Source organism: Hominifimenecus sp. rT4P-3 (assembly GCF_051055405.1).
GTDB lineage: Bacteria > Bacillota > Clostridia > Lachnospirales > Lachnospiraceae > Pseudolachnospira.
In genome coordinates, this window is record NZ_CP167068.1 from 771,841 (window position 1) to 796,845 (window position 25,005).

A 25,005-nucleotide genomic window follows, 5' to 3' on the forward strand; every position below is an offset into this window, starting at 1 on the left:
TGGTTTTTGGGGAATGAAAGGCCGCGGAACTGTTTGGAATGAGACAGGATCCGGGGCCTTTTTATTCTATAGAAATTCGGGTGGGATAGAAAATAAGAAAGTTTATAAAATTTCGATAAAGGTGTTGACAAAGAAATATTGCGGTGGTATCTTAAGTAAGAAAGATGTTAGCACTCTATCACGATGAGTGCTAATAACAAAAAGAGGTGAGTAGATGGAACTGGACGAGAGAAAGCGAAAGATTTTGAATGCGATCATCCGGAACTATCAGGAGACCGGAGAGCCGGTAGGCTCGCGGACCATCTCTAAGTACACGGAGCTTCAGCTGTCCCCAGCGACGATTCGGAATGAGATGGCAGATTTGGAAGAGATGGGCTTGATTGTTCAGCCGCATACTTCAGCGGGTCGGATTCCGACGGATAAAGGCTATCGGCTTTATGTGGATCAACTGATGCAAAATACGCAGCTTCCAGCAGTGCCAGATCAGGACTTCCTGTTAAAGCGTGTGGACCGAGTGGAAGAGCTGTTGATGCAGATGGCAAAGATTTTGGCTGCCAATACGAATTATGCCACGATGATTACCGGTCCCCGATATCGGAAGAATAAATTAAAGTTCATTCAGCTTTCGATGATGGGTGGGGGGAAGCTGCTGGCAGTGATTGTTCTGGAAGGAAACATTGTAAGAAATAATATCCTGAACATCGGTTTTGATTTGGAGTCGGATGAGGTACTGAACCTGAATTTTCTGCTGAACAATACGTTAAATGGTCTAACGATTGAAGAGATCAATTTGGGCGTGATTGCAAAGTTAAAAGAAGACGCCGGCTGCCACAGCGACGTAGTCAGCAAGGTATTGGATGCGGTAGCAGAGACCATCGGTCAGGAAGACGACGTGCCGGTGTATACCAGCGGCGCTCCTAATATCTTTCGGTATCCGGAATTGACAGGGGGAGATAAAGCCAGTGAGCTGATCAGTACTCTGGAGGAAAAGAAGCGGCTTGGCACGATGATTGCCGGAGAGTCGGAAAATGGTGAGGACAAGAAAGATATTCAGGTATACATTGGGGATGAGGTTCCGGTGGAATCGATGAAAGATTGTAGTGTGGTTACGGCCACTTATGAATTGGGAGAAGGCGTTCAGGGCAAAATTGGTATTATCGGCCCGAAGCGCATGGATTACCAGAAGGTAGTGGATACCTTGAAGAACACCATGTCCCAATTGGACGATATTTTTAAAAAGGAATAGGAGGGATTTGGGGTGGCGAGAAAAGACCGGACAAAAAATGAAAAAGATTTTGAACAAAAGCAGCAGGAATCAGCCGTGGGAGAGGAAGAAATGGAGGCGGTAGACGGCGCTGAAAAGGAAGCGACGGCAGGCACCGAATCGGATTCTGAAAAAGAAACCGCTGATATAGAAAATGACCTGGAGAAAAAATTAGCGGAGATTACGGACCGGCTTCAGAGGACGATGGCGGAGTTCGATAATTTCCGGAAGCGCACGGAGAAAGAAAAAGCCGCCCGCTTCGAGGTTGGCGCCCGCAGCGTAATCGAGAAGATTCTTCCTGTGTTGGATAATTTTGAGCGAGGGCTGTGCAGCGTCGAGGAAGAGAAAAAAGAAGACCCTTTTGTCAGCGGTATGGATAAAGTCTATAAACAGTTGACGGCTACTCTGGAGGAAATTGGCGTCAAGCCGATCGAGGCTTTGGGAAAGGAATTTAATCCCGATTTTCACAATGCAGTGATGCATGTGGAGGATGAGTCGGCAGGTGAAAATACGATAGTCGAGGAATTCCAGAAAGGGTACACTTATAAAGAAGGCGTCGTACGATATAGTATGGTAAAGGTAGCAAATTAGCTATATTAAAAAAGAAAATAATTTGATTGGGTGAATGCCCGTTTGGAAATATAAATTTTAGGAGGAAAAAATAATGAGTAAAATAATTGGAATTGATTTAGGAACGACCAACTCCTGCGTAGCAGTTATGGAAGGCGGAAAGCCGGTTGTTATAGCAAATACGGAAGGCGTGCGGACTACCCCCAGCGTAGTGGCCTTTACGAAAACCGGAGAGCGTCTGGTCGGCGAGCCGGCAAAACGTCAGGCTGTTACCAATGCGGAGAAGACGATCTCTTCGATCAAGAGAGAGATGGGAACCAATTATAAGGTAAATATTGACGAGAAGCAGTATACACCTCAGGAAATCTCCGCGATGATTCTGCAGAAATTAAAGGCGGATGCCGAGAGCTACCTGGGTGAGAAGGTAACGGAAGCGGTGATTACCGTTCCGGCCTACTTTAACGATGCTCAGAGACAGGCCACGAAAGATGCTGGAAAAATTGCCGGTCTGGATGTAAAGCGTATTATCAACGAGCCGACGGCCGCTGCTCTGGCTTACGGCCTGGACAATGAAAAAGAACAGAAGATTATGGTATACGATTTGGGCGGCGGTACCTTTGACGTGTCTATCATTGAAATCGGCGACGGCGTCATCGAAGTACTTGCTACATCAGGCGATAATCATCTGGGCGGCGATGATTTTGATGAAAAGATCACCCAGTATATGCTGGCTGAGTTTAAGAAAAATGAGGGCGTGGACCTGTCCGGCGATAAGATGGCCCTGCAGAGACTGCGTGAAGCGGCGGAGAAGGCGAAAAAAGAACTGTCCAGCGCGACGACCACCAATATTAACCTTCCCTTCATCACAGCGACCAGCGAGGGACCGAAGCATTTCGACATGAATCTGACCCGCGCAAAATTTGACGAACTGACCCATGATCTGGTGGAGCGTACCGTTATTCCGGTAAACAATGCGTTGAAAGATGCCGGTATCAACTCTTCCGATTTGCATAAGGTACTGCTGGTAGGCGGTTCTACCCGTATCCCGGCGGTTCAGGATAAAGTAAGACAGTTGACCGGCCATGAGCCCAGCAAGAATCTGAATCCGGATGAGTGCGTAGCCATCGGCGCTTCCATTCAGGGTGGAAAGCTGGCGGGCGATGCCGGCGCAGGTGAAATCCTTTTGCTGGACGTTACTCCGTTGTCCTTGTCCATCGAGACCATGGGCGGCGTGGCGACCCGTCTGATCGAAAGAAATACGACGATTCCCACCAAGCACAGCCAGATCTTCTCCACGGCTGCGGACAATCAGACTGCTGTAGATATCAATGTATTGCAGGGTGAGAGACAGTTTGCAAAAGACAACAAGAGTCTCGGCCAGTTCCGCTTGGATGGAATTCCGCCTGCAAGACGCGGTGTGCCGCAGATCGAGGTTACCTTCGACATCGATGCCAATGGTATTGTAAACGTATCCGCTAAGGATTTGGGAACCGGAAGAGAGCAGAACATCACAATCACCGCAAGCTCCAATATGTCTGAGTCCGATATCGACAAGGCAGTAAAAGAGGCGGCAGAGTTTGAAGCACAGGATAAGAAGCGCAAGGAAGGTATCGATGCGAGAAACGATGCGGATGCGATTGTATTCCAGACCGAAAAAGCCATGGAAGAGGTTGGCGACAAGCTGGATGCCGGACTGAAATCCGAGGTGGAGACGGATCTGAACGCTTTGAAAGCTGCGGTGGCCGCTACAGCCAATGCCGACGAGTTGACGGATGCTCAGATTCAGGAACTGAAAGATGGAAAAGAAAAGCTGATGAAGAGCGCTCAGGCTTTGTTTGCAAAGGTATACGAGCAGGCGCAAGCGCAGGGGCAGCCTGGACCGGAGGCAGGTCCGAACCCGAATATGGGCGGCGGCGCTGATGACGATGTTGTGGACGCGGATTACAAAGAAGTATAATTTATCATAAATAGAGAGTCTGGAGCGGGCGGCCAATTTTGGTCGCCCCTACGGGCGTTAAAACCTGGGAAACAGAAAGGGTAAAATCATGGCAGAGACGAAGAGAGATTATTATGAAGTGCTGGGTGTTGGCCGAGATGCCGACGACGGCGCTTTAAAGAAAGCCTATCGAGCCCTGGCAAAAAAGTATCATCCGGACATCAATCCCGGCGATAAAGAGGCGGAAGCCAAGTTTAAAGAGGCTTCCGAAGCTTATGCGGTACTGAGTGATCCGGAAAAACGCCGTCAGTACGACCAATTTGGCCATGCGGCCTTTGAAAATGGCGGTGCAGGCGCAGGCGGCGGCTGGGATTTCAGCGGCGATATGGGCGATATATTTGGAGACATTTTTGGAGATTTGTTCGGCGGTTTTGGAGGAAGAGGGCGCTCTCGCCGTTCCAATGCCCCGATGAAGGGCGCAAATCTGCGGGCCAGCGTTCGGGTTACCTTTGAGGAGGCAATTTTTGGAACGGAAAAAGAGCTGGAGATGAATTTAAAGGATGAGTGCACCCATTGTCACGGTACCGGAGCAAAGGAAGGCACGACTCCTCAGACTTGTACGAAATGTAACGGTACCGGTCAGGTTGTCTATACCCAGCAGTCGATGTTTGGTATGGTAAGAAATGTTCAGACTTGTCCGGAATGCGGTGGAAAAGGAAGCATCATCAAAGAAAAATGCCCACATTGTTACGGGAGCGGTTATATTCAGAATCGGAAAAAGATCCAGGTATCGATTCCCGCGGGTATTGATTCCGGGCAGAGCGTCCGGATCCGCGGGAAGGGAGAACCAGGCGTCAATGGCGGAGAGCGCGGTGACCTCTTAGTAGAGGTAGTGGTTTCTCAGCATCCGACCTTTAAGCGGCAGGATACCAACATCTTTTCTACGGTGCCGATTACGTTTGCCCAAGCCGCCCTTGGCGATACGCTGCGGATTAAAACCGTGGACGGAGAAGTAGAATATCAGGTCAAACCCGGTACCCAGACAGATACAAGAATTCGTCTAAAGGGGAAAGGCGTTCCGTACTTAAGAAACAAGAATATGCGCGGCGACCATTATGTGACTTTGGTTGTGGAGGTTCCAGAGCATTTAAACGAGGAGCAAAAAGAAGCCCTGCGTGCCTTCGATGATGCGATGAAGGGAAAGCACCACGAGAAAAAGAAAAAAGGACTTTTTAAATCATGAAATGGAAAAAGTTCACGATAGAGACGACAGTCGCAGCGGTGGATTTTATCAGCGAAGAGTTACTGGAGTTGGGAATTGACGGGATTGAAATCGAAGATCATGTGCCTTTGACGGAGAGCGAAACCAAAGGAATGTTTATCGATATTCTTCCCGAACTGCCGCCGGACGACGGTTCCGCCAAGGTTAGCTTTTATCTGCCTGGCGACAAGGAGACTGCCGAGACTGCCTTTAACGGAGGAGACGCCCCCCATATGGGCTGTACTCTTCTGGACCATGAACAGGTATTAGAACAAGTAAAGGCCGCTTTGGAAGAGGTTCGGCTTTTTGTCGAGGCAGGCAGTCTTGCTCTCCAGGAATCGGAGACGGAAGAGACCGATTGGATGAACAACTGGAAGGAATTCTTCCATCCTTTTGCAGTCGGAAATATTTTGATCAAACCCACATGGGAGGAAATTCCCGAAGAGCATCAGGAGAAACTTTGCATTACAATTGATCCTGGTTCCGCCTTTGGCACCGGAACCCATGAGACCACGCAGCTTTGCCTTTCCGCCCTGCAAAAGTATTTGCGGACAGGAGATCTGGTATTGGATGTGGGAACCGGCAGCGGTATCCTGGCGATTGCCGCTTTAAAATTGGGGGCAAAATCAGCTTTTGGTACGGAGTTAGATGAATCCGCTGTGGCGACCGCTTTGGAAAATGCAGCGCAGAATGATGTGAGCCAAGAAGCATTTAAGGTTATCTGTGGGAATTTGATCGGCGAGAAAGCGATTCAGGATGCCGCAGGATATGAGATCTATGATGTGGCGGTGGCAAATATTTTAGCGCCAGTCATTATCCTTTTGATGGATGAGATGGGACGCCATATGAAACCCGGCGGTATCTGGATTACTTCGGGAATCTTGGATACCAAGGAAGACGAAGTAAAGGAGGCTTTCGCGGCCCACCCGGAATTTGAAGTGCTGGAGACGTGCCGTCAAGGCGAGTGGGTATCTGTTGTAGTCCGAAAAAAAGAAAAGAATTTATGAATTTAGGAATCTGCATTGTATTTTGCATAGAGATTTGTTACAATGTTCGACAGGCGGGGGAAAACGATCTGTCGGACATTTTTTCTATCGAAAATTATAGATGTATATTCAAATGCAAAGGAGATTGCGGATGAAAAAGACAATGGTGTGGACAATGAGCTTACTGCTGGCCCTCTCTTTGACGGCTTGCAGTGGAAACGATACAAAAACAACAGAGGCAGATACTACGGCAGCCGAGACGACTGCCAGTACGACAGAAGCGGAGCCTACAACGACAGAGCCAGCTTCCACCTCTTCTACTGGCGCCGCAGAAGAAGAGACCTTGTCGGCGGAAGAACTGTCAGAATTCCGGGAAGCTGTTGAGAAATATAATGCGCTGAGTGCAAAAGAAGAGCATTTACAGATGACCCAGAATATTGGCGAGGGCGCTGAAGTTCAGAAAGTTGAACTGGATGCGACGGTGAAACAGATTGGCGAAGGAGAGACCGCCCAGATAGAATTTACTGGAACCCAGACTAACAATGGAACGAAGACGGAGATCCTTCTGCACTATAAAGATGGAGTCGCTTATTTAGCTACCGGCGGTCAGAAGGTTCAGGTTGCAAGCAACTTTGCCAGTGTACAGCAGATGATTGGCGGCGAATATATTTCTGGTGTGGAGAAGATTGCCTACTCTGCTTTAAATCGGGAAGTCCAGGCGGATGGAAGCGTCAAATTGACATTGACGATAAGCGCCAAGGAGCAAGGCGTCGACAGCGGAGTAGTGGAAGTGGTGATCGGAGCGGACGGACAGATTCTTTCTCTCCATGCGCAGCAGGAAGGAACTATTACCAGCGGGACTACTTCTATGAAGACCACCATAGAGATGACCGTAGAGATTCAAAATACGGATGATGCGGTGAAGATTAACTATCCGGACTTCAGCGATTATCTAGATGCCAGCGCAGGCTCTGAGACGACGGCGGCAGAGACGACAGCTGCCAATTAACAGATCAGGCGAGCGTTCGGAAATTTCGCGCGATTTTGGAGGGGACTGCTCTGCCTGCCGTCTATCGGAAGACGGTGGGAGATCAGTGCCCTTCTCTTCTGTAGGGATAAAAAGGGGAGGAATTTATGTATCATTTTTTTGTGCCAGAGGGGAATGCGTCTGAGGAAGAGATTCGCATTACCGGGCCGGATGTAAATCATATTCGAAACGTTCTTCGAATGAAGCCAGGGGAAAAAGTCGTAATCAGTGATGGACAGGATCGGGACTGGTATTGTATAATAACAGAGATTACGAAGGATTTTGTTCTAGCAAAAATAGAGCAGGAGGCGGAAGCATCGGAGCTTCCTGCGGAACTGATTTTATATCAGGGTCTGCCGAAAAGCGACAAACTGGAATTTATCATACAGAAAGCGGTCGAGCTTGGCGTTTGCCGGATTGTTCCAGTCCAGATGAAGCGCTCTGTTGTAAAATGGGAAGAAAAAAAGCAGCAGAATAAACTTTCCCGCTGGAATGCCATCAGCGAGAGCGCAGCAAAGCAATCAGGCCGCAGTCAGGTGCCTGAAGTATCGGCGGTTCTTTCTATGGAGGCTGCGGCAAAGGATGCGGCGGAACTGGATTTGGTTCTGGTACCCTATGAAAATGCCAAAGGCATGCAGGCGACAAGGGAGGCGTTCGGTCTTTTAAGGTCGGGAATGCGTGTGGGGATTTTTATTGGACCGGAAGGAGGTCTGGAGCCTTCGGAGGTGGAAGGACTGGTTCAGAGAGGCGCTCATGCGATTTCTTTGGGGCGCCGGATTCTCCGTACAGAGACGGCGGGATTGGTAGCTTTAGCGCTTTGCATGTATGAATTAGAACAACAGGAAGCTGACACGCGGATCGTAGATCGGAGCGAGGTATGACCGGAAAGGAACCACTGGAGAAAATGAAGGAAATCTATTTGGATAATTCGGCGACAACCCAGACTTTTCCGGAAGTCCGGGAAAAGATGATGCAGACCATGGCGGAGGATTTTGGAAACCCGTCTTCGATGCATCGAAAGGGGATGGACGCAGAACAGTATATTCGATGTGCCAAAAAGCAGATAGCCCGAAGTTTGAAAGTAGAAGAAAAGGAAATCTTTTTCACTTCCGGAGGGACAGAATCCAATAATCTGGCGATCATTGGGACTGCGATGGCGAATCGGCGCGCGGGGAAACATCTGATTACTTCCGCCATTGAACATCCGTCGGTATCGGAGACCATGCGATATCTGGAAGAGCAAGGATTTACGGTGACCTATCTGCCAGTGGACGCTCTTGGCCGCGTCTCTGTCGACGCGCTTGTGGACGCTGTCACGCCGGAGACGATTCTGGTATCGATCATGGCGGTCAACAATGAGATTGGAACGAGAGAACCCATCGAAGAAATTGGGCCGAAAATCAAGGAGAAAAATCCCAGTTGTTTGTTTCATGTAGACGCTGTCCAGGGATTTGGAAAATATGTGTACCGGCCGAAGGCGGCAAAAATTGACTTGCTTTCTGTCAGCGCCCATAAGATTCATGGGCCAAAAGGCGTTGGATTTTTATACGTCCAAGACGGTGTGAAGATTCGTCCGATTGTTTTCGGCGGAGAACAGCAAAAGGGCTTGCGTTCCGGCACGGAAAATGTGCCGGGGATCGCTGGTCTTGGGACAGCGGTGGAAGAGATTTATCGGGATCATGAGAGCAGAATCGATCATTTGTATGCCTGTAAGGAGCGGCTTGTGCAAGGATTGCGGCAGCTCCCCGATGTTACCGTCAATGGACCAGAAGGACGAGAAGGAGCGCCTCATGTGGTCAGCGCCAGCTTTGGCGGAGTGCGGAGCGAAGTGTTGCTTCATGCGTTGGAGGAAAAGGGGATCTATGTATCCGCTGGTTCGGCCTGTTCGTCCAACCACCCAGGACTCAGCTCTACGCTGGTATCGATTGGCCTTCCCAAACGCCTGCTGGAAAGCACGCTCCGGTTCAGCATGAGCATTTTTACAACAGAAAAGGAAATTGACGAGACGTTAGCGGAATTGGAAGCGCTTCTTCCATTCCTGCGGCGGTTTACGCGGAAATAGAAGGAGAGAAATATGATATTCCAGGCATTTTTGATCAAATATGCGGAAATTGGGATCAAGGGAAAAAACAGGTATGTCTTTGAAGATATGCTGGTCAGCCAGATTGCCCATGCGCTGAAAAAGGTAGAAGGGCGTTTTTCCGTCAGCAAAACCCAGGGGCGTATCTATGTCAATGCGGAAACTGCATATGACTATGAAGAAACCGTGGATGCGCTTCAACATGTATTTGGCGTTGCTGGGATTTGCCCCCTGCTCCAGGTGGAAGATCACGGATTTGAGGATTTGTGCCGTCAGGTAGTCGCTTATATGGATGAGATGTATCCCGACAAGCATATGACCTTTAAGGTGATGGCCCGCCGGGCGCGTAAAGATTATCCCATGGATTCCAATGAGATCAACTGTAGGATTGGGGAGGCTGTGCTGGATGCGTTCCCGGATATCCGGGTAGACGTGCACCACCCGGATGTTTTCTTAAACATCGAAGTGCGGGAGCTGATCAATATCTATTCCGAGATTATTCCAGGCCCCGGAGGAATGCCGGTAGGTACCAATGGAAAAGGTATGCTTTTGCTTTCCGGCGGGATTGATAGTCCGGTGGCCGGCTATATGGTGTCGAAGCGAGGCGTGCGGATTGACGCCGTTTATTTTCACGCGCCGCCCTATACCAGCGACCGGGCAAAACAGAAGGTAGTAGATTTAGCGCAGACGATTTCCAGCTATACAGGACCGATTCACCTTCATGTGGTAAATTTTACCGAGATACAGCTTTATATTTATGAAACTTGTCCCCATGAGGAATTGACGATCTTGATGCGGCGGTATATGATGCGAATTGCCGAACGGCTGGCGGAAACGAGCGGATGTCAGGCGTTGATTACAGGCGAGAGTATTGGACAGGTAGCTTCTCAGACGATGCAGAGTTTAGCCGCGACCAACGACGTATGTACGATACCGGTATTCCGTCCAGTCATCGCTTTTGATAAGCAGGATATCGTGGACATCGCCAAGAAGATCAAAACCTATGAGACTTCTATCCAGCCTTTTGAAGACTGCTGTACAATTTTTGTGGCAAAACATCCGGTGACAAAGCCGAATTTAAATATCATCCGGCGTTCGGAGAAAAAGCTGACAAAGATCGACGAGATGGTAGAACAGGCTTTGGAGACAGTTGAAGTAATTTTGGTAGGGGAATAAACAGGAATTTTCTGTGAAATCAGAGAAATTTCCTATGAAATTAAAAAGTGTGCGCCGGGGCGCACACTAGTCTTTGTAGAGATATGGTTCCAGTAATTGAAGCATTTCGTCTATATTAGAGTCAGAATGAATATTCAGCGTGATCGGTTTAGAAAGATCCAAGCTGAATATGCCCATGATCGATTTGGCATCCACGACATAGCGTCCGGAGATTAAATCAAAATCTGTGGGAAAATAGGTGATATCGCTGACAAAACTTTTGACTTTATCGATCGAATCTAAGACAAGTTGTACGGATGTCATAGGTAGTTCCCCCTTTTTGTTTTCCTCTATAGTAGTCCGGCCCTGAAAAAAAGTCAAGCATTAGGAGCGAAAACCATGAAAAAAGTAGCGTTTCATAATTTGGGCTGTAAGGTGAATGCCTATGAAACGGAAGCGATGCTGCAGCAGCTAAAAACCCGGGGATATGAAGTGGTTTCTTTTGAGGAGACGGCGGATGTCTATGTGGTCAACACTTGTTCGGTAACGAATATGGCGGATCGTAAATCCAGACAGATGCTGCATCGGGCGAAAAAAAAGAATCCGGACGCCTTGGTGGTGGCAGTTGGATGCTATGCACAGGCAGATCCGGACCGGGCCTTATCGGATGAAGCCGTTGATCTGGTGATCGGAAACGATCAAAAGGGACGTTTGGCGGATCTGATTGAAGCGCGGGAAAATGGTATCATAGATATTGGAGCGGTGCGGGAGTACGAGAAAATTTCTGTATCAGGCAGCGAGGAACGCACAAGAGCTTTTCTAAAAATTCAAGATGGATGCAATCAGTTTTGCAGTTATTGTCTAATTCCTTATGTGCGGGGGCGGGTGAGAAGCCGTCGGGAAGCAGAGATCCTGGATGAGGCCGGACGATTGAGCGCTCAGGGTTTTCGGGAAGTCGTGCTGACAGGGATTCATCTAAGCTCCTACGGACTGGATTTTGAAGAAGAGACGATGGGAACGCCTCTTCTTTCCCTGATTGAGAAATTATCGAAAATACCGGATATTGCCCGCATTCGCCTTGGCTCTTTGGAACCCCGGATTGTGACAGAGGAATTTGCCCGGACGCTTGCTGCAAATCCGAAAGTCTGTCCTCATTTTCACTTATCGTTACAGAGCGGATGCGATGAAACGTTAAAACGGATGAATCGCCGCTATACCACTGGGGAATACTATGAAAAATGTGGAATTCTCCGGGCGCACTTTACTCATCCGGCAATTACCACGGATGTGATTGTTGGTTTTCCGGGGGAAACCGAAGAAGAATTTGAAACGACCCGGAAATTTTTAGAGCGTGTGGAATTTTACGAGATGCATGTCTTTAAATTTTCCAGACGAAAAGGAACGCGGGCAGATCGAATGCCGGATCAAATACCCGAATCGGTGAAGGCGGAGCGCAGCGCCGTATTGTTGGAGATGACGGAGCGGCATTCGAGGAAATTTCGGCAGTTCTATGAGGGAAAGCAGGAGGAAATTTTACTGGAAACGGAGGTAGTGCGATCGGGAAAGACTCTATACGAGGGATATACCAAAGAATATGTAAAAGGATATGCCGAAACAAAAGACCATTTCCCGGGACAACTTGCGACGGTAATTTTGGGAGGAGAAAACGGTTTTTGACGCAGGAAACGTTTGCATCTGCATTTTGTGGGATTCTTGGTTACAATATCAGAATTCTTTGGGACAACATCGGAAAGTCTGCTTGCTTCTTTGAAAAAATTGTATTAGAATAGAGTGGAATATGAGTGAAGGACGTGATGGTTATGGCAGATATGCAGAGAACACAGAGCTTCGTGACTGTACAGGAAAAAAAGATCGAAGTTCGAGAGGTATTAGAGCGTGTGTATCAGGCGCTGACGGAAAAGGGGTATAACCCGGTGAATCAGATTGTCGGGTATATCATGTCCGGCGATCCGACCTATATCACCAGTTATGCAGGAGCCCGAAACCTGATCTCCAAGGTGGAGAGAGATGAGATTTTGGAAGAACTGATGAAGGTATATATTGAGATGATGCAGTCCAGATACTAGGAGGGAACATGCGGATACTGGGTTTGGACTATGGAAGTATAACGGTAGGGGTAGCGATCAGCGACCCTTTGGGTATTACGGCCCAAGGATTGGAGACGATTACCCGGCCAGCGGAAAATAAACTGCGCCGGACTTTAGCTAGAATCGTCGAGTTGGTACAGGAATATCAGGTAGAGAAGATCGTGTTGGGATTTCCGAAAAATATGAATAATACCGTGGGAGAACGCGGCGAGAAGGCGCTGGAATTTAAGACGCAGTTGGAGCGCCGGACCGGTCTCCCCGTTCTTATGTGGGACGAGCGTCTGACGACCGTCGCCGCTAACCGGACGTTGATGGAGACCGGCGTTCGGAGGGAAAATCGGAAGGAGGTAATCGATCAGATTGCTGCTGCGTTGATTTTGCAGGGGTATCTGGATTCGATTCATGTAGAATAGTGGAGGAAAAGTTAACATTCACCGGTGAAAACGGGGAAGAAATTGAATTTTATATTTTAGAAAGCACCCGCATTGGCGGTGTGGATTATATCTTGGCGACCGACGCCGCTGCAGGCGACGGAGATTGCTATCTTTTCAAGGACAGATCAGACAGCGGGGATGCGACGGCAGTCTATGAACTGGTGGACGACGAGAACGAGATGGAGTATCTGATGTCTGTATTCGCTGAGCTGCTGGATGATGTGGACCTGGAATTTTAATTTTTTATTGTAAGAAACAGAGGGAGAGAAAGCTTGCTTTCTGTGGCCTTAGTTTCTCACGTACACAAAACGAAGACGAGAACGGAAATAAGAAATAGGAGGTTATTTTTTGAAGAAACAAGACAATTTAAGATTGAAAGTCATTCCTCTTGGCGGACTGGAGCAGATTGGAATGAATATGACTGCCTTCGAGTACGGAGACAGTATCATTGTGGTGGACTGCGGCCTTTGTTTTCCATCCGACGACATGCTGGGAATCGATCTGGTGATCCCGGATGTCACGTATCTGGTGGAAAACATTCATAAGGTGAAGGGGTTCTTTATTACCCATGGTCATGAAGACCATATCGGGGCGCTTCCCTACGTATTAAAGCAAGTACCGGTGCCGGTTTATGGAACGAAATTGACCCTCGGCATCGTTGAAAATAAGCTAAAGGAACATGCGATTCCGAAAAATATCAAGCGGAAGGTCGTGCGCTACGGACAGTCCATCAATGTTGGCGATTTCCGGGTGGAGTTTATCCGGGTCAATCACAGTATTGTGGACGCGGCGGCGCTTGCAATCTTTACTCCGGTAGGCACGCTGATTCATACCGGGGACTTTAAGATCGACTATACGCCGGTTTTTGGCGATCCAGCGGATCTGTCTCGATTTGCGGAACTGGGAAAAAAAGGCGTTTTGGCACTGCTCTGTGAGAGCACAAACGTGATGCGGGAAGGCTTTACCATGTCGGAGCGGACGGTGGGGAAGACCTTTGACGCCCTGTTTGCGGAGCACGAAAATAGCCGGATTATTGTGGCGACCTTTGCGTCCAATGTGGACCGGGTGCAGCAGATTATCAATACGGCCTATAAGTATGGCAGGAAAGTAGTTGTGGAAGGGCGGAGTATGGTCAATATCATCGCCACCGCTCAAGAATTGGGATATATAAAGATTCCGGACGGCTGCTTGATCGAAATTGAAAAGCTGAAGAATTATCCCAAGGAAAAAACGGTGCTGATCACCACCGGAAGCCAGGGCGAGTCCATGGCCGCTTTATCCCGGATGGCGGCCAGCATTCACCGAAAAGTATCGATTGAGCCGGGAGACACGATCATTTTAAGTTCCACGCCGATTCCGGGCAATGAGAAGGCCGTTTCCAAAGTAATCAATGAACTGGCTCAGTTGGGAGCAAACGTGATTTTTCAGGATACCCATGTGTCCGGCCATGCCTGCCAGGAAGAGATCAAGCTGATCTATTCTCTGGTAAAGCCAAAGTACTCGATTCCGATTCATGGCGAGTACCGTCATCTGCAGACCCATGCCCGTCTGGTGCAGGATATGGGGCTCCCTAAGGAAAATGTTTTTGTGATGCACTCCGGAGAAGTCTTGGAGATGGATGAGCAGTCTGCGGGTATCAATGGCCATGTGCAGGTGGGGTCTGTCCTGGTGGATGGTCTTGGCGTCGGCGACGTGGGAAATATTGTGCTTCGAGATAGACAGACGCTGGCCCAGCATGGTATAATTATTGTAGTGGCGGTTTTGGAACGGGGAACCAATCAGCTTTTGGCAGGACCGGATATTGTAACCCGCGGATTCGTTTATGTACGGGAGGCCGAGGAATTGATGGAGGATGCCAAGAGCGTTGTGCTGGGCTCCATCATGGAATGTCAGGACAAGCGGGTAACCGATTGGAGCAAGATCAAGAATGTGATTCGCGATGACCTGAACGATTATCTGTGGAAACGGATGAAACGGAGTCCCATGATACTGCCGATTATTATGGAGGCCTAAAAAGGACACGGTCAGGAGGGAGCATGAAAAAGAAGAAGGACAGACTGAAAACCTTAGATACGGTAACCAGGATTCTCAGCCGGTTTGGTATCCGCATTGTGATTTATGGAGCGCTGGCTGTTTTGTTCTACGTTGGAATTACAGAAGCGTATGCCTTTGGGTATTCGGTGTTTACCTCTGATCCGGTTTCGGTGGAGCCCGGAACCGATATTACCGTGACGATTGAGGATGAGATGGACTCGTCTCAGATCGCGGCGCTCTTAAAAGAGAAAGGCGTGATTCGGGACGAACAGGTATTTACAGTGCAGGAATTGCTTTATACCAGCAAAAAGTATAGAATCCGTCCAGGAACCTATGTCTTAAATACTTCCTGGAGTGCGACGGAAATCATTGCGTTTATGGCAAAGGAACCAGAGACTACGGAAGAAACGACAGCTTTGGCTGGGGCGGCGTCCCAGTCCAGCAAGGCGGCGGAAAGTACAAAAAATACAGAGGCGCAGGATTGATGGATCAGGAACGGCTTCGGGTATATCTTTCCTCCTTGGAGCAGACGCCATCGCCTTTGATCGAGGAGATCGAAGCCCATGCGGCGGCGAACTTTGTCCCCATTATCCGTAAGGAAACGGCGGCTCTTTTAAAGACATTGATTGCTTTAAAACAGCCAAAGGAGATTTTGGAAGTGGGGACGGCTACTGGTTATTCTGCTCTTCGGATGTGCGAGGCGCTCCGAAAGGATGGAAAAATTACCACGATTGAAAAATACGAAAAGCGGATTCCGATTGCCCAGGAGAATTTTCGCCGGGCGGGGGAGGAAGATAGAATTACGTTGATCGAAGGGGATGCGGCTAAAGTTTTGGCGACTTTGGCCGGTCCCTATGATTTTATTTTTATGGATGCGGCCAAGGGACAGTATTTGGCGTTTCTGCCGGATGTGCTGCGGCTGCTTCCGGAAGGCGGCGTGTTGGTGACGGATAATGTGTTCCAGGACGGTACGCTGCTGGAATCCCGCTACGCGGTCAGCCGGCGTGACCGTACGATACATGCCAGGCTGCGGGAGTATCTCTATGAGTTGAAACACCGGGAAGATCTGGAAACAGCAGTAGTGCCGGTAGGCGACGGCGTGACGATCAGCGTGAAAGTGGCGTCCGGCGGAAAAAGGGACAAGTGAGGAGAAATATGAAGAAACCGGAATTATTGATGCCGGCGGGAAGCCTGGACATCTTGAAAACAGTGGTCAACTATGGAGCGGATGCGGTCTATTTGGGCGGCGAGGTTCTAAGCCTTCGTGCAAAGGCAAAGAATTTTACTATGCCGGAGATCAAAGAGGGGATTCGTTATGCCCATGAACATGGCGTGAAGGTCTATGTGGCGGCGAATATTTTCGCCCACAACTGGGATTTAAAGGCAGCGATGAAATTCTTTTTGCTGCTCTCCAATTATCACCCGGACGCCCTCATCATCTCCGATCCAGGGCTTTTTACCTTGGCTCAGAGCTTGGTGCCGGATATCCCGGTTCATATCAGTACCCAGGCCAATAACACCAACTATGGAACCTACCTTTTCTGGCATAAACAGGGCGTGAAACGGGTAGTGGCGGCCCGCGAGCTGAGCATCGAAGAGCTGAAAGAAATCCGGGCCAATATTCCGGAGGATATGGAGATCGAGGCATTTGTTCACGGCGCCATGTGCATTTCCTATTCCGGACGCTGCCTGATCAGCAATTTCCTGACTGGCCGGGACGCCAATCAGGGGGCTTGCACGCATCCTTGCCGCTGGAAATATCATCTGATGGAAGAGACCAGGCCAGGGGAGTATATGCCGGTCTTTGAGGATGAACACGGCACCTATCTCTATAATTCCAAGGATCTGTGTATGATCGATCATATTCCGGAACTGGTAGACGCGGGGGTTGGCAGCTTAAAAGTGGAAGGAAGAATGAAGACCGCTCTTTATGCCGCTACGGTAGCCCGTGCTTATCGGGCCGCCATTGACGACTATATGGAAAATCCGGAAACTTACTATAAAAAGCTTCCCTGGTATCGGGAGGAAGTGGGGAAATGTACCACGAGAGACTTTTGCACAGGTTTTTATTTTGAGCGTCCAGGGGCAGAGTCCCAGATCTACGATAATAATACTTACCGGAAGGAATGGGTTTATCTGGGGACCATAGAGGAAGAAAACGGACGTCCATTTTTGCTTCAGAAAAACAAATTTTCCGTCGGAGAAGAGATCGAAGTGATGCGGCCGGACGGCAGCAATCTGCCCGCGGTGGTAAAAGGTTTGACGACGGAGAGCGGGGAGGCGGTGGAGCATGCTCCCCATCCAGGGCAAAAATTGTTCGTGGATTTAGGAATTTCCCTGATGCCTTACGATATTTTGAGGAAGAAAGCTGCCCAGGGCGAATAACGTCTGCCTGGGCGGGAGGAGATGAATGACGGTTTTTTTACTGATTCTGGCGGGCATATGCCTGGCCTATTTTCTGGTCCTGTTGATCGGAGCCGGCGTCAGCTCTGCTTTCGTCTGGTTCTGGGCTGTGGCGTCGGTCTGCTTTGGCGGATGGGGATTCCTGCGTCAGAGAGTTTCTTTGCCGCGGCCGCTGCGGATCAGCTTGATTGTTTTTAGCATCGTGGGGCTGCTTCTCTTTTTCGCGGTGGAAGGACTGATCTTATCTCATTTTGGGGACGACGGAGAAGCGGATTTAGATTATTTGATTGTGTTGGGCGCACAGGTAAAAGGCACGACGGTGTCCCGTTCTCTGCGGATGCGGCTGGACCGGGCCATTCTCTACCTGGAAGAAAATCCGGAGACTACGGTGATTGTGACCGGGGGTCAGGGAAGAGGAGAGGATATTTCGGAGGCCCAGGCCATGGCGGAATATTTGACGGCCCACGGTATTTTGGAAGAACGAATCCGGCGGGAAGGCCGTTCCACGACCACGGAGGAAAATCTGCTGTTTAGCCGGGAGTATTTTACAAAAGAAGCGCCCCGCATCGGCATTGTAACCAATGATTTTCATCTGTTTCGAGCCATCCGGCTGGGAAAGAAATGCTTTCCTCAGGCGGAAATCGTAGGGATTGCCGCTTCCTCGGAATTTTTTTTACAGCCGAATTATCTGGTAAGGGAATTTTTTGCCGTATTAAAATATGGTATTTCTGGAAACCTATAAGCATCTAGTTTGTCGGAGGGAATGAAATGAACGTACCGGAATCGTATACGCTGCTTCGTGAGGAAGCGGTAAAAGAGCTAAGATCGCAGGCTTATCTGCTTTGCCATAAGAAAAGTGGAGCCCGTTTATTTTTGCTGTCCAATGAAGATGAAAACAAGGTGTTTACCATTGGATTTCGCACGCCGGCTGGGGACAGCACGGGTGTGCCTCATATTCTGGAACACGCGGTGCTCTGCGGTTCGGACAAGTTTCCGCTGAAGGACCCCTTTATTGAGATGGAAAAGAGCTCTCTTCAGACGTATCTGAACGCAATGACCTTTGCGGATAAGACGATTTACCCGGTGGCTAGCTGCAATGAGAAGGATTTCCAGAATCTGATGGACGTCTATATGGACGCGGTGCTGCACCCGGCAATTTACCGGGAGCCGAAGATTTTCCGCCAGGAAGGATGGCATTATGAACTGAGAAGTCCGGACGAGGCGCTTTCGATCAACGGTGTGGTCTATAATGAGATGAAAGGCGCGTTTTCTTCCCCCGATGAGGTGTTGGAGCGTTATTGTCAGGCCGCTCTATTTCCGGACAATACGTATCAGCATGAGTCAGGCGGCGATCCGGAGGTGATTCCGGAACTGACCTACGAGGCGTTTTTGCAGTTCCATAAGACCTATTACCACCCTTCCAACAGCTATATTTATCTTTACGGAAATATGGACATGGAGGAAAAGCTTCTCTGGCTGGACCGGGAATATCTTTGTCACTACGAGAAGCAAGAGGTGGATTCCGAGATTCCGCTTCAAAAGCCATTCGACGCCCCGGTGGAGCAGGAAGTGTTTTATCCGCTGGAAAAAGGCGAAGATCCGTCGGGACAGACGTGGCTTTCGGTGCAGTGGGTATTGGATACGGTGACAAAAGAAAAATTATACCTGGCTTTTCAGGTTTTGGAATACGTTCTCCTGACCGCGCCCGGCGCGCCGCTTCGAAAGGCGTTGATCGATGCGGGCATTGGAAAGGACGTTTTTGGCGGTTACCGGAATTGGATTTTACAGCCTTATTTTACCCTGGTAGCCAAGGATACGGAAAAAACCAAAAAAGAAGAGTTTCTCTCGGTGGTGCAAAAAACGCTCGCGGAGCTAGTGGAAAAAGGAATCGATAGAAAAGCTTTGAAAGCCGGCATCAATAACCTGGAATTTCGCAGCAGAGAGGCGGATTTTGGCTCTTATCCCAAGGGCTTGATGTATGGGATCGAGTGCTTTGACAGCTGGCTGTACGGCAGCGACCCGCTTCTTCATTTGAAATATGAAGCTACCTATGCTTTCTTAAAAGAGCAAATGGATACGGGTTATTTTGAAGACCTGGTGAGACAATATTTCCTGGAAAATACCCATCAGGCAGTGGTGATTTTGTCGCCGGAACCGGGACTATCGGAGGAGAGAGAGGCGGCTCTTGCCGCCAGATTGTCTGCTTATCAGGCGTCGTTATCCAGGGAAGAGATTTCCCGCTTGATTCGGGAGACCGAAGAGCTGGAACGCTATCAGGATCAGCCGTCTTCCCCGGAAGACTTGGCGACTTTGCCGAGGCTTACTTTGGACGATATTGGAAAAAAGATTCCGAATTTTTCCACGGAAAAACGAATGGCAGGGCGCGTGCCGGTTTTGTTTCACGAGACGTTTACGGGAAAGATCGCCTATCTTCGGTTTTTGTTTGACGCACGAAAAATAAAACCGGAAGAGATTCCCTATCTGGGAATGCTGCGCTCCATTCTCTGTCTGGTAGATACCGGAAAGTGGGAGTATGCCGATCTTTGCAATGAGATCAATATTCACACCGGCGGAATCGGCTGCGCGGTTTCGCTTTTTGAGGATATGGAGACGCCGGGCCGTTTTACCCCGTATTTTGAGATTCAGGGAAAAGCGCTCTACGACGATCTAAAAAAAGCCCTGGAATTGATACAGGAAATCGCGCAGGGTTCCCTATTTACGGATGAAAAGCGGCTTCGGGAGCTGGTGTTCCAGATTAAATCCAGAGGAGAGATGCAGATGGTTGGCAACGGCCATTCCACGGCAGTGCTTCGGGCCAACTCCTATGGCTCTCCGGTTTCCTGGTTCAGCGATCAGCAAGGCGGCGTTGCCTATTTCCGGTTTATCGAGGACTTGCAGAAGAATTTTGAGGAGAGAAAAGGCGAGCTGCAGGAGAAGCTGAAGGAATTGACGCAGCGTCTTTTTGTGGGAAATGGGATGCTGCTTAGCTTGACCGCGGACGAAGAGGGCTATCAGGCGATGGAAACGCTGCTGCCGGCCTTTGGGGAAAGCCTAAATATACCAGATTCCGAGCAGTCTGTGGGCGGAACTTATACCGGCGAGATTCCCCTGGAAAAGAAAAACGAAGGTTTTACCACACCGGGGCAGGTGGTCTATGTAGCGCGCTGCGGGAATTTTCGAAAAGCAGGTCTTCCGTATACCGGTGCGCTTCGGGTGCTGCGCGGTATTTTGGGCGACGAGTATCTGTGGAACAATGTGCGGGTAAAGGGCGGCGCTTATGGCTGTATGTGCAATTTTGGACGCACGGGAAATGGATTTTTCTGTTCTTACCGGGATCCGAATTTACGTCGGACCAACCAGGTTTACGAGAATATTGTTCCCTACTTGGAGCAGTTTTCTATGGAGCAGGAGGAACTGGTAAAGTTTATCATCAGCGCCATTGGAACCTTGGATCGGCCGCTCACTCCCTCCGAATGGGGTGTGGCCTCCCTGCAGGCATACCTTGGCGGTATTACGGATGAGATGCGCCAAAGGGACCGGGATCAAGTTCTTTCTTGTACGCCGGAGGTAATTCGGACGCTCAGCAGCTATGTCCGCGCTATCTTGGACTGCCACCAGATCTGTACCGTGGGAAACGCGGGGAAAATTGAGGAAGACCGGGAGCTGTTTTTGCATACGGAGCCTTTGGTTCGCAGCTAAATCAATGGTGGCAGAGAATTTTTCTTTGCAAATTCTTTGTTCAAGCATAGAAAGAGGAGGGAGATCTTGGAAAAAATTTTCAAATCCGGTTTTGTCGCCTTGATTGGACGTCCCAATGTCGGGAAGTCGACATTGATGAATCATCTGATCGGCCAGAAGATCGCCATTACGTCTGATAAGCCCCAGACCACCAGGAACCGGATTCAGACCGTGTATACCGACGAGCGGGGGCAGATTGTATTTTTGGACACGCCGGGCATTCATAAGGCGAAAAACAAGCTGGGGGATTACATGGTGAACGTGGCGGAGCATACGCTGCGGGAGGTGGATGTGGTGCTCTGGCTGGTGGAGCCGACCACTTTCGTGGGCGCGGGAGAACGGCACATCGTAGAGAAGTTAAAGCAGGTAAAGACGCCGGTCATATTGATCATCAACAAGGTGGATACTGTGGAAAAGAACGAGGTGTTAAAATTCATTGACACCTATCGGAAGATTTTCCACTTTGCGGAGATCATTCCAGCCTCTGCCTTAAAAGATATCAATACCGACGAGATCTTACGTGTTTTATTCCGGTATCTCAGCGAGGGGCCCCAATATTTTGACGACGATACGGTGACTGACCAGCCGATGCGTCAGATTGCGGCGGAATTGATCCGGGAAAAGGCCCTTCGGTTTTTGAGCGACGAGATTCCCCATGGCATCGCTGTGACCATTGAAAAAATGAGCGAGCGGAAGAATGGACTTTTTGATATTCAGGCAAATATCGTCTGCGAACGGGATTCTCACAAGGGGATTATCATTGGAAAGCAGGGAACGATGCTGAAAAAGATTGGTTCAGCGGCCCGTCGGGAGATCGAAGCCTTGATGGGAGCGCCCGTCAATCTTCAGCTTTGGGTGAAGGTACGGAAGGAATGGCGGGATAACGAGCTGTACCTGAAAAATTATGGTTACAGGAGCGAGAATGAGTGATCGGATCACAGTGACGGGTATGGTTCTTTCTTCTATGCCAATTGGGGAATATGACCGGCGGCTGGTGATTTTGACCAGGGAGCGAGGGAAGATCTCCGCTTTTGCCAAAGGGGCTCGCAGGCCAAATAGCAGTCTGCTTGCCGGCAGCCGCCCCTTTTCCTTTGGGACCATGGAGCTCTATGAAGGGAGGACTTCCTATAACGTGCGCTCCATGGAAATCCAAAATTATTTTGAGAACCTCAGCACGGATTTGGAACTGGCCTGTTACGGAAGCTATTTTATGGAGTTTGCCGATTATTACGGCAAGGAGGGGCTCGATGGAACGCCTCTTTTAAAACTTTGCTATGTAACGCTGCTGGCTCTTGGCAAGCCGAATCTGGATCGAAAACTAATCCGCTACATATTTGAATTAAAAGCCATGGAAGTCAATGGGGAATATGCGGAGAAGCCGTTAAAACCAGTCGGGGAGGCGGCTGCCTATGCCTGGGAATTCGTATTGAAGACTCCGCCGGAAAAGCTCTATACCTTTGCCTTGGAGGAACGGGCAAGGAAAGAATTTGCCTCGGCGGTGGAAGCATTGAAACAATATTATCTGGACCGGGAATTTAAGTCTTTGGAAATTCTGGAAGGGATTGCGGGGATCGGCAAGGATACCGTGCTTTGAAATAATAGTTTTAATGGATGGAGGAAGTCATATGGAACGAGATTTGAAGGAATTAATTCAGAAAATGACGTTGGAAGAAAAGGCGGGTATGTGTTCTGGCGCGGATTCCTGGCACCTAAAGGGTGTAGAGCGGTTAGGAATTCCTTCGGTGATGGTCAGCGATGGCCCTCACGGTCTGCGGAAACAGGATCAGACAGGAGATCACCTGGGGATCAACGACAGTATCCCGGCGGTCTGTTTTCCAGCAGCCTGTGCCACCGCCTGTTCTTTTGACCGGGATCTGCTCTTTGAGATGGGTGAGGCTCTCGGAAAGGAATGTCAGGCGGAAGATGTGGCGGTGCTTTTGGGGCCGGCGGTGAATATCAAACGTTCTCCTCTCTGTGGGCGGAATTTTGAATATTTTTCGGAGGATCCTTATTTGGCGTCCCAGATGGCGGCCGCTCATGTAAAAGGTGTTCAATCCCAAAATGCAGGGACTTCTCTGAAACATTTTGCAGCCAACAATCAGGAATACCGGCGGATGAGCGTGGATGAAATCATCGATGAACGGACGCTTCGGGAGATTTATCTGGCTGCTTTTGAGACTGCGGTAAAAGAGGGAAAACCGGACACGGTGATGTGTTCCTACAATCAGATAAACGGAGAATTTCTCTCCGAGAACCATCGGCTTTTGACAGACGTGCTTCGGACGGAATGGGGATTTGAAGGCTATGTGATGTCCGATTGGGGAGCGGTAAACGGCCGGGTGAAAGGCCTGGCGGCTGGGTTGGATTTGGAGATGCCCGGAAGCGGCGGCGTGATGGACCAGGAGATCGTGGAAGCCGTAAAGAGCGGTGCGCTTTCCGAGGATGTTTTAGACCAGGCGGTTGAGCGGATTCTCCGGATGATTTTCAAATTTGTCGACGGAAGAAAGAGCGAGGTTTTTGACCGGGAGGCCCACCATGCCCTGGCAAGAAAGATCGAAGAAGAATCTCTGGTGCTGTTACAAAATAACGGAATGCTGCCTTTGGCAGAAAGTGGCCAGAACGTGGTTTTCATCGGTGCGTTTGCGGAAAAACCTCGTTACCAGGGGGGCGGAAGCTCTCACATTCATTCGTTCCGTGTAACCAGCGCCCTGGAATCTGTTTCGGATTTGCCGTCGGTATCTTATGTGCAGGGATATCAGGTGAAAGGGGAAGAGACGGAGGAAGCGTTGATTCAGGAAGCAGTACAGGCGGCAGCGAAGGCGGACGCGGCTGTAATCTTTGCCGGGCTGCCGGATTCCTTTGAGTCGGAAGGCTACGACAGACAGCATATGCGGATGCCTCAGTGCCAAGAGCGGTTGATTGAGGCCGTCGCCGAGGCGCAGCCCAATACGGCGGTTGTGCTGCACAATGGTTCCCCGGTGGAGATGCCCTGGGCCGGAAAGGTAAATGCGATCCTGGAAGCTTACCTGGGAGGACAGGCAGTGGGAGAAGCTGTGGTGAACGCACTTTTCGGGCGGGCCAATCCTTCCGGAAAACTGGCGGAGACGTTTCCTTTCCAGTTGGAGGACAATCCTTCCTATCTGAATTTTCCCGGAGATGGAAGGCGAGTCGAGTACCGGGAAGGCGTGTTTGTTGGCTACCGGTATTATGATGCCAAGAAGATGGCGGTCCGGTATCCCTTTGGCCATGGCCTCAGCTACACGACATTCGCCTATTCGAATCTGCAGTTCTCGTCCCAGGAGATCCGGGACACGGAAGAACTTCAGGTGTCCGTTCGGGTTAAAAATACGGGCGCAAGGAAGGGCAAAGAGATTGTCCAGCTCTATGTATCGGACCGGACGGGCGGCGCTTTCCGTCCGGAGCAGGAATTGAAGAATTTTGCAAAAGTAGAATTGATGCCGGGAGAGGAAAAAGAGGTCGTGATGACGTTAGACCGGAGAAGCTTTGCTTGGTACAGCGAAGAGATCTCCGACTGGTTCGTAAATAGCGGAGAGTATGAGATTCGCGTCGGCGCTTCCTCCAGGGATATCCGGCTGACAGGTACCGTTCGGGTCACTTCTTCCGACCGGCGGCCCTTTACGGTCCATGCCAATACAACGGTGGCGGAGCTGATGGAATACCCGGAGACCAAAGCGATCATATCCGGGCTGGCGGAGCAGATGATCCACAGGATTGCCGGCGGATCCTCCTCGGAGACCGCTGATCAGGCCATCACGCCGGAAATGCAGCTCGGTATGATGGAAAATATGCCGCTGCGTGCGTTCCGCAGTTTTGCAGGTCTTACGACAAAGGATGTGGAGGAGCTTGTGGCGCGTTTGAATCAGGCGCTGCGGTAAGACATTTGCTGCCCCGGAGATGCGTTTCCGGGGCAGTGAGTATGCTTTTGAATTCTGGTGAGAAAAGGTCCTGTATAAAAGTATGCGAAATATTTTGTACTTGCTCCGAAACC

General features: G+C 49.7%; 23 protein-coding genes. 22 read left to right on the forward strand and 1 reads right to left on the reverse strand.

The window, feature by feature from the left end:
* Positions 1–214: 214 nt before the first annotated feature.
* The 9 genes from hrcA to thiI all read left to right on the forward strand — a co-directional run bounded on the left by hrcA (position 215) and on the right by thiI (position 10,300).
* A complete protein-coding gene (gene hrcA, locus ACCC71_RS03700; RefSeq protein ID WP_434311087.1) occupies positions 215–1,246 on the forward strand; it encodes a heat-inducible transcriptional repressor HrcA in 1,032 nt (343 codons plus the stop codon).
* A gap of 12 nt (positions 1,247–1,258) precedes the next feature.
* Positions 1,259–1,855, forward strand: a complete 597-nt coding sequence (gene grpE / locus ACCC71_RS03705; protein WP_434311088.1) for a nucleotide exchange factor GrpE — start codon at positions 1,259–1,261, stop codon at positions 1,853–1,855.
* A gap of 73 nt (positions 1,856–1,928) precedes the next feature.
* Positions 1,929–3,791: a molecular chaperone DnaK gene (gene dnaK / locus ACCC71_RS03710; protein ID WP_434311089.1), complete on the forward strand. Its 1,863-nt coding sequence runs from the start codon at positions 1,929–1,931 to the stop codon at positions 3,789–3,791.
* 88 nt (positions 3,792–3,879) lie between these two features.
* Positions 3,880–5,013 (forward strand): molecular chaperone DnaJ, encoded by a 1,134-nt coding sequence (gene dnaJ / locus ACCC71_RS03715; protein ID WP_434311090.1) that lies wholly within the window; start codon positions 3,880–3,882, stop codon positions 5,011–5,013.
* Complete coding sequence (gene prmA, locus ACCC71_RS03720) at positions 5,010–6,038, forward strand: 50S ribosomal protein L11 methyltransferase (protein ID WP_434311091.1); 1,029 nt, start codon at positions 5,010–5,012, stop codon at positions 6,036–6,038. Before dnaJ ends, prmA begins: the two co-directional genes overlap by 4 nt.
* A gap of 130 nt (positions 6,039–6,168) precedes the next feature.
* Positions 6,169–7,026, forward strand: coding sequence for a hypothetical protein (locus ACCC71_RS03725; protein ID WP_434311092.1), 858 nt, complete (start codon positions 6,169–6,171; stop codon positions 7,024–7,026).
* A 125-nt stretch (positions 7,027–7,151) separates the two neighbouring features.
* Positions 7,152–7,925, forward strand: a complete 774-nt coding sequence (locus tag ACCC71_RS03730; protein WP_434311093.1) for a 16S rRNA (uracil(1498)-N(3))-methyltransferase — start codon at positions 7,152–7,154, stop codon at positions 7,923–7,925.
* 23 nt (positions 7,926–7,948) lie between these two features.
* Complete coding sequence (locus tag ACCC71_RS03735; RefSeq protein ID WP_434311094.1) at positions 7,949–9,106, forward strand: cysteine desulfurase family protein; 1,158 nt, start codon at positions 7,949–7,951, stop codon at positions 9,104–9,106.
* A gap of 12 nt (positions 9,107–9,118) precedes the next feature.
* Positions 9,119–10,300: a tRNA uracil 4-sulfurtransferase ThiI gene (thiI, locus tag ACCC71_RS03740; RefSeq protein ID WP_434311095.1), complete on the forward strand. Its 1,182-nt coding sequence runs from the start codon at positions 9,119–9,121 to the stop codon at positions 10,298–10,300.
* A 66-nt stretch (positions 10,301–10,366) separates the two neighbouring features.
* On the opposite strand, the gene ACCC71_RS03745 is transcribed toward thiI, so the two are convergent.
* The gene (locus ACCC71_RS03745; protein WP_434311096.1) at positions 10,367–10,603 is read right to left on the reverse strand and encodes an HPr family phosphocarrier protein; all 237 of its coding nucleotides are present in this window, start codon (positions 10,601–10,603) and stop codon (positions 10,367–10,369) included.
* Positions 10,604–10,678: 75 nt separating this feature from the next.
* On the opposite strand from ACCC71_RS03745, the gene mtaB reads away from it, so the two are divergent.
* The 13 genes from mtaB to ACCC71_RS03810 all read left to right on the forward strand — a co-directional run bounded on the left by mtaB (position 10,679) and on the right by ACCC71_RS03810 (position 24,892).
* A complete protein-coding gene (mtaB, locus tag ACCC71_RS03750) occupies positions 10,679–11,956 on the forward strand; it encodes a tRNA (N(6)-L-threonylcarbamoyladenosine(37)-C(2))-methylthiotransferase MtaB (protein ID WP_434311097.1) in 1,278 nt (425 codons plus the stop codon).
* A 143-nt stretch (positions 11,957–12,099) separates the two neighbouring features.
* Positions 12,100–12,366 (forward strand): IreB family regulatory phosphoprotein, encoded by a 267-nt coding sequence (locus ACCC71_RS03755; RefSeq protein WP_434311098.1) that lies wholly within the window; start codon positions 12,100–12,102, stop codon positions 12,364–12,366.
* An 8-nt stretch (positions 12,367–12,374) separates the two neighbouring features.
* Positions 12,375–12,800 (forward strand): Holliday junction resolvase RuvX, encoded by a 426-nt coding sequence (ruvX, locus tag ACCC71_RS03760; RefSeq protein WP_434311099.1) that lies wholly within the window; start codon positions 12,375–12,377, stop codon positions 12,798–12,800.
* The gene (locus tag ACCC71_RS03765) at positions 12,800–13,060 is read left to right on the forward strand and encodes a DUF1292 domain-containing protein (RefSeq protein ID WP_434311100.1); all 261 of its coding nucleotides are present in this window, start codon (positions 12,800–12,802) and stop codon (positions 13,058–13,060) included. The genes ruvX and ACCC71_RS03765 overlap by 1 nt, the downstream gene beginning before the upstream one ends.
* A gap of 109 nt (positions 13,061–13,169) precedes the next feature.
* Positions 13,170–14,834 carry a ribonuclease J gene (locus tag ACCC71_RS03770; RefSeq protein ID WP_434311101.1) on the forward strand — a complete coding sequence of 555 codons (1,665 nt, stop codon included), beginning with the start codon at positions 13,170–13,172 and terminating at the stop codon, positions 14,832–14,834.
* Between the two features lie 23 nt (positions 14,835–14,857).
* Positions 14,858–15,340 (forward strand): endolytic transglycosylase MltG, encoded by a 483-nt coding sequence (locus ACCC71_RS03775; RefSeq protein WP_434311102.1) that lies wholly within the window; start codon positions 14,858–14,860, stop codon positions 15,338–15,340.
* On the forward strand, positions 15,337–16,002 hold the full coding sequence (locus ACCC71_RS03780) for an O-methyltransferase (protein WP_434311103.1): 666 nt from the start codon (positions 15,337–15,339) through the stop codon (positions 16,000–16,002). The genes ACCC71_RS03775 and ACCC71_RS03780 overlap by 4 nt, the downstream gene beginning before the upstream one ends.
* A gap of 8 nt (positions 16,003–16,010) precedes the next feature.
* Complete coding sequence (locus tag ACCC71_RS03785) at positions 16,011–17,240, forward strand: peptidase U32 family protein (protein ID WP_434311104.1); 1,230 nt, start codon at positions 16,011–16,013, stop codon at positions 17,238–17,240.
* A 25-nt stretch (positions 17,241–17,265) separates the two neighbouring features.
* Positions 17,266–18,000 carry a YdcF family protein gene (locus ACCC71_RS03790; protein ID WP_434311105.1) on the forward strand — a complete coding sequence of 245 codons (735 nt, stop codon included), beginning with the start codon at positions 17,266–17,268 and terminating at the stop codon, positions 17,998–18,000.
* A gap of 26 nt (positions 18,001–18,026) precedes the next feature.
* Positions 18,027–20,957 (forward strand): insulinase family protein, encoded by a 2,931-nt coding sequence (locus tag ACCC71_RS03795; RefSeq protein WP_434311106.1) that lies wholly within the window; start codon positions 18,027–18,029, stop codon positions 20,955–20,957.
* A 66-nt stretch (positions 20,958–21,023) separates the two neighbouring features.
* Positions 21,024–21,926: a GTPase Era gene (era, locus tag ACCC71_RS03800; RefSeq protein ID WP_434311107.1), complete on the forward strand. Its 903-nt coding sequence runs from the start codon at positions 21,024–21,026 to the stop codon at positions 21,924–21,926.
* Positions 21,919–22,590: a DNA repair protein RecO gene (gene recO / locus ACCC71_RS03805; protein ID WP_434311108.1), complete on the forward strand. Its 672-nt coding sequence runs from the start codon at positions 21,919–21,921 to the stop codon at positions 22,588–22,590. The genes era and recO overlap by 8 nt, the downstream gene beginning before the upstream one ends.
* Positions 22,591–22,621: 31 nt before the next feature.
* Complete coding sequence (locus ACCC71_RS03810) at positions 22,622–24,892, forward strand: glycoside hydrolase family 3 C-terminal domain-containing protein (RefSeq protein WP_434311109.1); 2,271 nt, start codon at positions 22,622–22,624, stop codon at positions 24,890–24,892.
* The last annotated feature ends 113 nt before the right edge of the window (positions 24,893–25,005 follow it).